The sequence below is a fragment of the Streptococcus sp. 4155 genome, from assembly GCF_013276695.1.
Lineage (GTDB): Bacteria > Bacillota > Bacilli > Lactobacillales > Streptococcaceae > Streptococcus > Streptococcus pseudopneumoniae.
In genome coordinates, this window is record NZ_VMLM01000039.1 from 1 (window position 1) to 9,774 (window position 9,774).

General features: G+C 40.9%; 9 protein-coding genes. 5 read left to right on the plus strand and 4 right to left on the minus strand.

What is annotated here, in order from left to right; all coding sequences use genetic code 11:
• Positions 1 to 83 precede the first annotated feature (83 nt).
• Both HT715_RS05150 and HT715_RS05155 read right to left on the minus strand, forming a co-directional pair.
• Positions 84 to 1,934: a nucleoside-diphosphate sugar epimerase/dehydratase gene (locus HT715_RS05150; protein ID WP_138701818.1), complete on the minus strand. Its 1,851-nt coding sequence runs from the start codon at positions 1,932 to 1,934 to the stop codon at positions 84 to 86.
• A gap of 38 nt (positions 1,935 to 1,972) precedes the next feature.
• The gene (locus tag HT715_RS05155; RefSeq protein ID WP_000096209.1) at positions 1,973 to 3,133 is read right to left on the minus strand and encodes a glycosyltransferase family 2 protein; all 1,161 of its coding nucleotides are present in this window, start codon (positions 3,131 to 3,133) and stop codon (positions 1,973 to 1,975) included.
• Between the two features lie 57 nt (positions 3,134 to 3,190).
• Here HT715_RS05155 and HT715_RS05160 point away from each other — a divergent pair, with 57 nt between their 5' ends.
• The 5 genes from HT715_RS05160 to HT715_RS05180 all read left to right on the plus strand — a co-directional run bounded on the left by HT715_RS05160 (position 3,191) and on the right by HT715_RS05180 (position 7,431).
• On the plus strand, positions 3,191 to 4,357 hold the full coding sequence (locus HT715_RS05160) for a CynX/NimT family MFS transporter (protein WP_000744905.1): 1,167 nt from the start codon (positions 3,191 to 3,193) through the stop codon (positions 4,355 to 4,357).
• Between the two features lie 138 nt (positions 4,358 to 4,495).
• The gene (locus HT715_RS05165; RefSeq protein ID WP_000273854.1) at positions 4,496 to 4,822 is read left to right on the plus strand and encodes a PadR family transcriptional regulator; all 327 of its coding nucleotides are present in this window, start codon (positions 4,496 to 4,498) and stop codon (positions 4,820 to 4,822) included.
• Positions 4,809 to 5,402: a DUF1700 domain-containing protein gene (locus HT715_RS05170; protein WP_000198676.1), complete on the plus strand. Its 594-nt coding sequence runs from the start codon at positions 4,809 to 4,811 to the stop codon at positions 5,400 to 5,402. Before HT715_RS05165 ends, HT715_RS05170 begins: the two co-directional genes overlap by 14 nt.
• Entirely contained in the window at positions 5,395 to 6,306 is a 912-nt protein-coding gene (locus HT715_RS05175; protein WP_001229062.1) for a DUF4097 domain-containing protein, read from the plus strand. The genes HT715_RS05170 and HT715_RS05175 overlap by 8 nt, the downstream gene beginning before the upstream one ends.
• Positions 6,307 to 6,366: 60 nt before the next feature.
• Positions 6,367 to 7,431: a DUF6574 domain-containing protein gene (locus HT715_RS05180; RefSeq protein WP_000808433.1), complete on the plus strand. Its 1,065-nt coding sequence runs from the start codon at positions 6,367 to 6,369 to the stop codon at positions 7,429 to 7,431.
• 195 nt (positions 7,432 to 7,626) lie between these two features.
• Here HT715_RS05180 and HT715_RS05185 read toward each other — a convergent pair whose 3' ends face one another.
• Both HT715_RS05185 and HT715_RS05190 read right to left on the minus strand, forming a co-directional pair.
• The gene (locus HT715_RS05185) at positions 7,627 to 8,487 is read right to left on the minus strand and encodes a DUF4299 family protein (RefSeq protein ID WP_001140366.1); all 861 of its coding nucleotides are present in this window, start codon (positions 8,485 to 8,487) and stop codon (positions 7,627 to 7,629) included.
• A 121-nt stretch (positions 8,488 to 8,608) separates the two neighbouring features.
• Positions 8,609 to 9,595, minus strand: coding sequence for a rhodanese-related sulfurtransferase (locus tag HT715_RS05190; protein WP_001030028.1), 987 nt, complete (start codon positions 9,593 to 9,595; stop codon positions 8,609 to 8,611).
• Positions 9,596 to 9,774 lie beyond the last annotated feature (179 nt).

Here is a 9,774-nt window from a genome sequence, read left to right on the forward strand (position 1 = left end):
GAGATTTTCGAAGAGTATAAGTCTCTACATAATAAAACGCATATTACCAAGGTTGTTAACTTGATAATATGCGTTTTTCTTTTTTATTCAATGTGGGTTGTTTGATTAGCAAAGGCGATAATAGCTTGCTTCAACTCATCTCCACTGAGAGTGCGGAACTCTCCAATCTTTTGATTGATGGATTCTAAAGGCATGACATTAACCTTACCAACGAAAATCTTATCCATAACTTGATTGTCAACGAGTTCGGTTGATACCAAGAGTTCTTCGTAGAGTTTTTCACCTGGGCGGATTCCAACTTCAACGATTGGAATTTCACTTTCAGTGTGGCCACTTAGAAGCACCATCTTCTTGGCCAAGTCATAAATCTTGACTGGTTTGCCCATATCAAGGATAAAGACTTCCCCATCTTTGGCATAAGCACCAGCATGGATAACCAGACGGCTAGCTTCTGGAATGGTCATAAAGTAACGGGTCATGCGGAAGTCTGTGACCGTTACAGGCCCACCTTCAGCAATTTGACGTTCAAAGACTGGAATGACACTACCACGGCTACCAAGTACATTCCCAAAACGAACTGCACAGTAGGTCGATTGGCTACGTTGGTTAAAGCCAGTGACAATCAACTCCGCCACGCGCTTGGTTGCTCCCATAACATTTGGTGGATTAACTGCCTTATCTGTCGAAATCATAACCATCTTAGACACTTTAGCTTCATCAACAGCCTTAGCAACGTTGTAAGTTCCACGGATATTGTTTTTGAAGGCTTCTTTTGGATTGCGCTCCATCATAGGAACATGCTTGTGGGCTGCCGCATGATAAACAATAGCAGGTTTGTACTGCTCAAAGACTTGCAAGAGACGGTCGTAGTCTTGAATGTCCGCAATCACAGGTACATAATCAATCCCTTGGAACTTACGAATCAATTCATGATAAACAAGGTAGATTGAGTTTTCCCCATGACCGAGCAAGATAATGCGTTCAGGATTGAAGCGACTAACTTGACGACAGATTTCAGAACCGATTGAACCTCCAGCTCCTGTGACTAAGATGGTCTTACCTGTCAGTTCTGCACCCAGACGCGATTCGTCAAGACGGATTTCCTGACGACCCAAAAGGTCCGTAATATCAATTTTTTGGAAGCCAGTACCTGCTTGGTGAAGGCCCTGAACAACAGTTTCAACCTTAGGCATCTTGTAACATTTGACACCCAGCTTATTACACATCTGCAAGATACGCTCATATTCTGACGGATCCAGCGACGGAATCGCAACGATGACACGCTCGATTTGATGGTGTTTGGCTAATTCAGGCAGATTGTCATAAGAGCCCAAAACAGGAATACCACCAAGTTTTTGACCCTTTTTCTTAGAATCCTTATCCAAAATACCGACCAGTTCTAATTCACTGGTTGGATGTTGGTAACTATCCATAAAGAGAGCCCCACCATCACCGGCACCAATCAAGAAGGTCAGACGGTGTTCTCCATCACCACTACCTTTTTTGCGTCTGGAGTAGATTAACTGCCAACTAATCCGTGGCAATAAAATCAAGAAGGTACTCAACAAGATAAAGAGAATGATGAAACGGATGGAGAAGAGTGGCAAGAAGGCATAACAGATACTATATGACAAGACACTGCTAGCAGTCACACCAAAAAAGATTTTCATGAAATCCGTAATCTTGCTGTAACGACTAATACTCGCGTTCAAGCCCCAAAATGCAATCATCAATTGATAAAACAAGAAGGCCAAACTCGTATAGATAATGTAGTCAACAGGTGCTGGATTAATCAGCCCATAAAATAAAATATAAGATACAATGATGGAAACCACCATACTGAAAATATCAAATATTCCCCAGAAAACCTGCTTTTGTTGTTTATTTAAAATTTCCACCAGATCAATCACATAATCTGTTAGTTTTTTATTCATAGAAATTTACTCCTCCTTAAAAGAGTTTTACTATATTGTTATTGTAGCATATTTTGATTTATTTGGCTTATTTTATCCAAATAAATTATTGTTCCCTTGTACTCCTTCTTCCATTTAAATCCTCTAATTAAACCTACAATCGTCCCAAGGCCATAAGCAAAGTGAATGGAAAATAAAAGAAAGGGCATCACAATTAGAAATCCATTTTTATGTTTTAATAAAGTCAGCAAAGTGAGTAGTGATAAAAGTAAAAAATAGGCGCCTAATAGTAAAGTTATGAATACGAATGTGATCGGTAACAATGCTAGACTAAACACAAGACTCAAAACAAATAAACAAGGAACATAGTGAAATAATGATAAACACTTAAACTGAACATGACTTGTCAAGCCAATCCACAAACCATTTGAATACTTTTGATGCAGCATTTTCTTGAATGTTGGTCGAATATACTGATAAGATAGAATACTTGGGCTATAGCGGATTTTATAACCATGTTCTCGAATTCTATAATGAATATCATTATCTTCAGTTCGGCCAAGTTGCTCATTTACTAAACCAACCTTCTGGAAAACCTCTCGTTTATACATTCCATGAAAAATAGAAGAAACATATCTATCCTCAGAACTATTTCGATAATTGGCAATGCTACTGCCAAACATATTTTCCTCAACAAGATGCAAGGTCTCTCCCCATTTTCCTTTTCCTTCGACAATCGTCGGTCTAGGCCCCCCACAGACAAATTCACCTTGTTGAATAATAGCCACATTGTTCATTACAAAAGTCTCAGTAACTTTTGAATGAGCATCAATTTTTAAAATAAGGTCCCCTACAGAATGTTTAACTCCCAGGTTAAAACCACTAGCTTGATTTTTCTTAGGATTGTTATACAATCTAATTGAGTTAAACTCTGTATCTTCCTTTATCAATTGCTGAATGATAGCTGTGGTCCCATCTGTGGACATAGCATTTATAAATAGAATTTCAATATTCTCTTTAGGATAGGTTTGATTTTTTAAGTCTTCAATTAGACCAGACAGATATTTTTCTTCATTGTATGCACTGATTACAATGGATACGAGAAGACTTTCAACATTTTGAGTCACTACTACTCTCCTGAATTTTTCCTTCCACCATTCTATCATAATTTTCAAGACTTTCCCATTTTTATCTTGAAAGCCAGAAACCTTACTTGACATTATAGTGAAAAAGCCTTAAAATAAGCTGTTATTAAAATCAGCTAGAAGAGGTATTATATGAAAAAGCAATCACTCTTTTTTGTTCCAGGTATTATCCTGATTGGTGTTTCCTTGCGAACTCCTTTTACTGTTTTACCCATTATTTTGGGAAATATTTCGCAAGGTCTGGAGGTAGAAGTTAGTTCGCTTGGTGTCTTGACCAGCCTGCCTCTCCTTATGTTTACCCTCTTTTCACCATTTTCTACCCGACTGGCTCAGAAAATCGGCTTGGAGCATCTCTTCACCTACAGCCTCTTCTTCTTGACCATCGGCTCACTCATTCGACTAATCAATCTGCCCCTGCTCTATCTAGGAACCTTGATGGTTGGGGCAAGTGTCGCAGTCATCAATGTCCTGCTTCCTAGTCTTATCCAAGCCAATCAACCAAAGAAAATTGGTTTTCTGACCACCTTATATGTAACCTCTATGGGGATTGCAACGGCTCTGGCTTCCTATCTAGCTGTGCCCATTACACAAGCCAGTTCTTGGAAAGGACTTATCCTCCTCCTCACGTTACTCTGTCTAGCAACTTTTTTGGTCTGGCTCCCAAATCACCGCTATAATCATAGACTAGCTCCACAAACCAAACAAAAAAGTCAAATAAAGGTCATGCGTAATAAACAGGTTTGGGCAATTATTATCTTTTCAGGTTTTCAATCCTTGATCTTTTACACCGTCATGACCTGGTTACCTACCATGTCTATCCATGCAGGTCTATCCAGTCACGAAGCTGGCTTGCTGACTTCTATCTTATCTCTGATTAGCATTCCTTTTTCAATGACCATCCCAAGCCTGACAACCAGTTTATCTACTCGCAACCGTCAGCTCATGCTCACTCTGGTTTCACTAGCTGGTGTGGTCGGCATTTCCATGCTCTTTTTCCCAATCAATCATTTCATTTACTGGCTTGCCATCCATCTCCTCATCGGAACCGCAACCAGTGCCCTCTTCCCTTATCTCATGGTCAACTTTTCACTCAAGACAAGCGCCCCTGAAAAGACAGCCCAATTGTCCGGCCTATCTCAAACAGGAGGCTATATCCTAGCAGCCTTTGGGCCAACCCTCTTTGGTTACAGTTTTGACCTGTTCCACTCTTGGGTACCATCTGTAGCTGCCCTCTTGCTCATCGATATCCTGATGACTGTGGCCCTCTTTACAGTGGACAGAGCGGATAAGATCCTTTAAACTTCTAGTTTTAGCTAGAAGTTTTTTATATATAAAAATTTTACACATTTCTCTTGACAGGGCTTTCTTTTAGATGTACAATGTATGTGTAGAAAAATTATATATAAAAATCCTACACATTAGAAAAGGAGGTTTCCCATGTACTTTCCAACATCCTCTGCCTTGATTGAATTTCTCATCTTGGCCGTACTGGAAAAAGGGGATTCTTATGGTTATGAGATTAGCCAAACCATTAAGCTGATCGCTAATATCAAAGAATCCACACTCTATCCCATTCTCAAAAAATTGGAAGGCAATAGCTTTCTGACAACCTATTCTAGAGAGTTCCAAGGTCGCATGCGCAAATACTACTCCTTGACAAATGGTGGTATAGAACAGCTCTTGACCCTAAAAGATGAATGGGCACTCTATACAGACACCATCAATGGCATCATAGAAGGGAGTATCCGCCATGACAAGAACTGAATACCTGACTCAGCTAGAACTCTATCTCAAGAAACTACCTGAAGCTGACCAAATTGAAGCCATGGACTATTTCAGAGAGCTCTTTGACGATGCTGGAGTCGAAGGAGAGGAAGAACTCATCGCTAGCTTAGGAACTCCTAAGGAAGCAGCTCACGAAGTCCTCTCCAATCTTCTCGATAAAAAAATCAATGAGGCATCTGCTCAAAAGAATAACCGACAAATTTTGCATATCGCCTTGTTAGCTCTCCTTGCAGCCCCTATTGGTATTCCTCTGGGAATCGCCATCCTCGTGTCCCTGTTCGCAATCTTTGTGGCAGCCTTGACTGTCATCTTGGCTTTCTTTGCGGTTTCCATACTGGGTATCATCGGCGGATTCCTATTTTTAGTTGAAAGTTTCACTGTTCTCGCCCAAGCCAAATCAGCCTTTATCTTGATTTTCGGTTCTGGTTTACTAGCCATCGGTGCTTCTTCGCTAGTTTTACTAGGTATTTCCTATGTAGCCCGCTTCTTCGGTCTACTCATTGTTCGCTTGGTGCAATTTGTTCTCAAAAAAGGAAAGAGAGGTGACCAGCATGCGTAAATTGACAAAAGGATTTCTCATTTTTGGTGTGGTGACTACCGTTATCGGATTTATCCTGCTCTTTGTAGGCATCCAATCTGACGGGATTAAGAGCCTACTTTCCATGTCCAAAGAACCTGTCTATGATAGCCGTACGGAAGAACTAACCTTTGGCAAGGAAGTCGAAAACCTAGAAATCACTCTCCACCAACACGCGCTGACCATCACAGACTCTTTCGATGATCAAATCCACATTTCTTACCATCCATCTCTTTCTGCTCACCATGATCTTATCACCAATCAGAACGATAGAACTCTGAGTCTCACTGATAAGAAACTGTCTGAAAGTCCATTTATCTCTTCTGGAATTGATGGGATTCTCCATATTGTAAGTAGTTCATCTAATCGTTTTAATGATGTCATCATCGGACTACCGAAAGGGAGAACTCTAAAAGGGATCAACATCTCAGCCAATCGCGGACAAACCACCATCATAAATGCTAGCCTTGAAAATGCGACCCTCAATACAAACGGCTATATCCTCCGAATTGAAGGAAGTCGTATCAAAAACAGTAAACTCACAACTCCCAATATCGTCAATATCTTTGATACAGACCTTACAGATAGTCAGCTAGAGTCAACAGAGAATCACTTCCACGCTGAAAATATCCAAGTCCATGGTAAGGTTGAACTGACTGCCAAAGATTATCTCAGAATCATCCTAGACCAAAAAGAAAGCCAACGAATTAACTGGGACATCTCAAGTAACTACGGTTCTATCTTCCAATTCACAAGAGAAGAGCCTGAATCAAGAGGTACGGAATTAAGCAACCCTTACAAAACTGAAAAAACCGATGTCAAGGATCAACTCATTGCGAGATCTGATGATGATATTGAACTAATATCCACCCCAAGCAGACGTTGACAAAAACGCTTACATCTGCTACTATGGAAACTATTTATCTAACTAAAAGGAGGTTCTACCATGAAACAAGAATGGTTTGAAAGTAATGATTTTGTAAAAACAACAAGCAAGAACAAGCCTGAAGAGCAAGCTCAAGAGGTTGCAGACAAGGCTGAAGAAAGGATAGCCGATCTCGATACACCAATTGAAAAAAATACTCAGTTAGAGGAGGAAGTCTCTCAAGCTGAAGTCGAATTGGAAAGCCAGCAAGAAGAGACAATTGAAACGCCTGAAGACGGTGAAACGAGAACAGAAATAGAAGAAAAGAAAGCATTAGATTCTACTGAAGAAGAGCCAGACCTTCCTAAAGAAACAGAAAAAGTCACTATGGCTGAAGAAAGCCAAGAAGCTCTTCCTCAGCAAAAAGCAACCACGAAAGAGCCACTTCTTATCAGTAAATCTTTAGAAAGTCCCTATATCCCCGACCAAGTTCCAAAATCTAGGGATAAATGGAAAGAGCAAGCGCTTGATTTTTGGTCTTGGCTAGTGGAAGCGATCAAATCTCCTACAAGCAAGCTTGAAACAAGTAGCACACACAGCTACACAGCCTTTCTCTTGCTCATTCTGTTTTCTGCATCTTCCTTTTTCTTTAGTATCTATCACATCAAACATGCTTACTATGGACATATAGCAAGCATTAACAGTCGCTTCCCTGAGCAGCTAGCTCCTTTAACTCTTTTTTCTATCGTCTCTATCCTAGTAGCGACAACGCTCTTCTTCTTTTCATTCCTCTTGGGTAGTTTCGTCGTGAGACGATTTATCTACCAAGAAAAGGACTGGACGCTAGAAAAGGGTCTCCAACAATATAGTCAACTCTTAGCAATTCCAATCTTCCTCACTGCCACTGCTAGTTTCTTTGCCTTCTTTGACAGCCTGCGATTTACAGCCCTCTTGTGTGTGATTAGCATTGGAATCATTCTGCTTGCCAGTCTCCATATCATTACAAGACCAAGTCAAGCAAGTGAAAGCGACTCTTTCTATCAGTTATTCTTGTCTGTCCTTGTGAACGGAGTCATTATCCTCCTCTTCTTTGTAGCTGAAGTGGCACTGATTGGGGATTATCTCCGTATCTTGGCCTTTCTTTAAAATTCATACTCTTCGAAAATCTCTTCAACCACGTCAGCTTCGCCTTACCATAGATATATGTTCCTGACTTTGTCAGTNNAGCAGCCTGCGGCTAGCTTCCTAGTTTGCTCTTTGATTTTCATTGAGTAGCAATCCTGTCTTTCATGGCAGGATTTTTTATATATCAAAAAGCAAGTCGATTGACCTGCTTCTGCTTTACTCTTCTTGTGCTAATGTTTTAAAATCTTTGTCTAAGATGGGTTGCACTTCTAATTGATTGGCGTCTAGTTGGTGGTAAAAAGATGGGGGTAATACCTCTAAGAATTTTGCATAGTCCAAGCGGGCGATGGCTTCATAGTCTTCTGGTTTAGAGCCGTCTCCTGTGATTTGAACCAAGTCAATCTCCCACTGGACTTCCTTATCCACCAATTGCTCAATATAGGCTGCAGGAACAAATGGCTCTCTCGGCAAAACGGTCTTGACGCCTTGAGCCAGATGGTAAACACCATGCACTTGCCCTTCTCCATCCTGATAGAAGGAAACTCTCGCAAAGTAGGCATCGGTCTCTTGAACTTCACGCACACGCGCTTCAAACTGTGCCAAACCATCTTCCCCTAAAAAGCTTTTCAAATCCTCATGACTAAAGAAAACAGGATTAAAAATTCCTTGGCAAATCGTAAAGCGCGCTCCAGTGTCTGCTAGATAGGCTTGAATACTTGCTTGGAAATAAGCTTCAAAATCAAAACCATCTAGTCCTTCAATCTCAGTTCCTGTATAAGCAAGCAGAGCATCTAAAAATGACTTGATAATCTGCCAGTCTGTCTTTGTTAGTAGGTCAGGAAGATCGACACGGTAAGCCTTTTGACCATCAGCATAACTGACCTTAAAAAGAAATTGCGATTGCCCCACTATCGCACACTCGATATACTCAAGACGGTTAAGAGGCTGACGGAGATAAACCGCATCATAGCTATGTGACTCCAAACCATCTAGCAAGGCCAAGATGGACTTGGCAGTCAAAATCTCTTGTTCTCCTAAAATGCTCTGTTTATTTGGAATAAAAAATGTTTTCGCCATAACTGGACTCCTTTGAAATCGTTTACATATAGTATACCTTGTTTTCCTGAAAGATACAGAAACAAACTTTAGATTTTTGAGTACAAAGCATAGAAAAACAGCCCCTGAGGACTGTTTGATCTTATACAGTAGCTGCTTGATCCAAGCTTTCACCGATAGCGGCTAGGCGCTCAATCACTTCAGCTTGTGTCAATTCATGTTCTGAAACATAGCGGTTACGTGGGTGAACACGGCACTCGTGTGAGCATCCACGAAGATACTTGTCTTCATTTTCTTCTGACGTCAAGATGCGACGGTTACAGAAAGGATTTCCACAGTTGACATAACGTTCACATGGTGTCCCATCAAACCAGTCTTTCCCTACGATGGTTGGGTTGACATGGTTGACATCTACGGCGATACGCTCGTCAAAGACGTACATTTTCCCATCCCAAAGCTCACCTTGGACTTCTGGGTCTTTACCGTAAGTTGCGATTCCTCCGTGCAATTGGCCGACATCTTTGTAGCCTTCACGGACCATCCAGCCTGAGAATTTCTCACAGCGAACACCACCTGTACAGTAAACCACGACACGCTTGTCCATGAATTTTTCCTTGTTATCACGAACCCATTGTGGTAACTCACGGAAGTTGCGGATGTCTGGTCGAATAGCCCCACGGAAATGTCCTAGGTCGTACTCATAATCGTTACGTGTGTCAAGGACAACGGTATCTTTATCAAGAAGCGCTTCTTTGAACTCTTTTGGAGACAAGTAAGCACCTGTTGTTTCAAGTGGGTTGATGTCATTGTCAAAGTCGTTGTCTTCCAAACCAAGGTGGACAATCTCTTTCTTGTAGCGAACAAACATCTTCTTGAAGGCTTGTTCACTTTCTTCGTCAATCTTGAACCAAAGGTCTTCCATGCCTGGGAGGCTGTGAACGTAGTCCATGTATTTTTGAGTTGTTTCATAGTCACCTGAAACTGTTCCGTTAATTCCCTCGTCAGCGACTAGGATACGGCCTTTAAGGCCGATTGATTTACAGAAAGCCAAGTGATCTGCAGCAAATTGCTCTGCATTTTCAATTGGAGTATAAAGGTAGTAAAGTAAGACACGAATATCTTTTGCCATAAGATTTGTTCTCTTTTCTATTCTTAAATTTTCTAAATTTTTTATTTATCCATACTAGTATACCTGCTTGAGAAAACGAATGCAATTTATTTGACTGGAAATTGTAGAGGGTTATCGAAATTTCCTGAATGGTTATACTCTTCGAAAATCTCTTCAAACTACGTCAGCTTCACCTTGCC

What these genes read in the sequence shown, in the direction of transcription:
- HT715_RS05150 (WP_138701818.1), bottom strand. Translation starts at nt 1,934, where the DNA reads ATGAATAAAAAACTAACAGATTATGTGATTGATCTGGTGGAAATTTTA.
- HT715_RS05155 (WP_000096209.1), bottom strand. Translation starts at nt 3,133, where the DNA reads ATGTCAAGTAAGGTTTCTGGCTTTCAAGATAAAAATGGGAAAGTCTTG.
- HT715_RS05180 (WP_000808433.1), top strand. Translation starts at nt 6,367, where the DNA reads ATGAAACAAGAATGGTTTGAAAGTAATGATTTTGTAAAAACAACAAGC.
- HT715_RS05175 (WP_001229062.1), top strand. Translation starts at nt 5,395, where the DNA reads ATGCGTAAATTGACAAAAGGATTTCTCATTTTTGGTGTGGTGACTACC.
- HT715_RS05185 (WP_001140366.1), bottom strand. Translation starts at nt 8,487, where the DNA reads ATGGCGAAAACATTTTTTATTCCAAATAAACAGAGCATTTTAGGAGAA.
- HT715_RS05165 (WP_000273854.1), top strand. Translation starts at nt 4,496, where the DNA reads ATGTACTTTCCAACATCCTCTGCCTTGATTGAATTTCTCATCTTGGCC.
- HT715_RS05160 (WP_000744905.1), top strand. Translation starts at nt 3,191, where the DNA reads ATGAAAAAGCAATCACTCTTTTTTGTTCCAGGTATTATCCTGATTGGT.
- HT715_RS05190 (WP_001030028.1), bottom strand. Translation starts at nt 9,595, where the DNA reads ATGGCAAAAGATATTCGTGTCTTACTTTACTACCTTTATACTCCAATT.
- HT715_RS05170 (WP_000198676.1), top strand. Translation starts at nt 4,809, where the DNA reads ATGACAAGAACTGAATACCTGACTCAGCTAGAACTCTATCTCAAGAAA.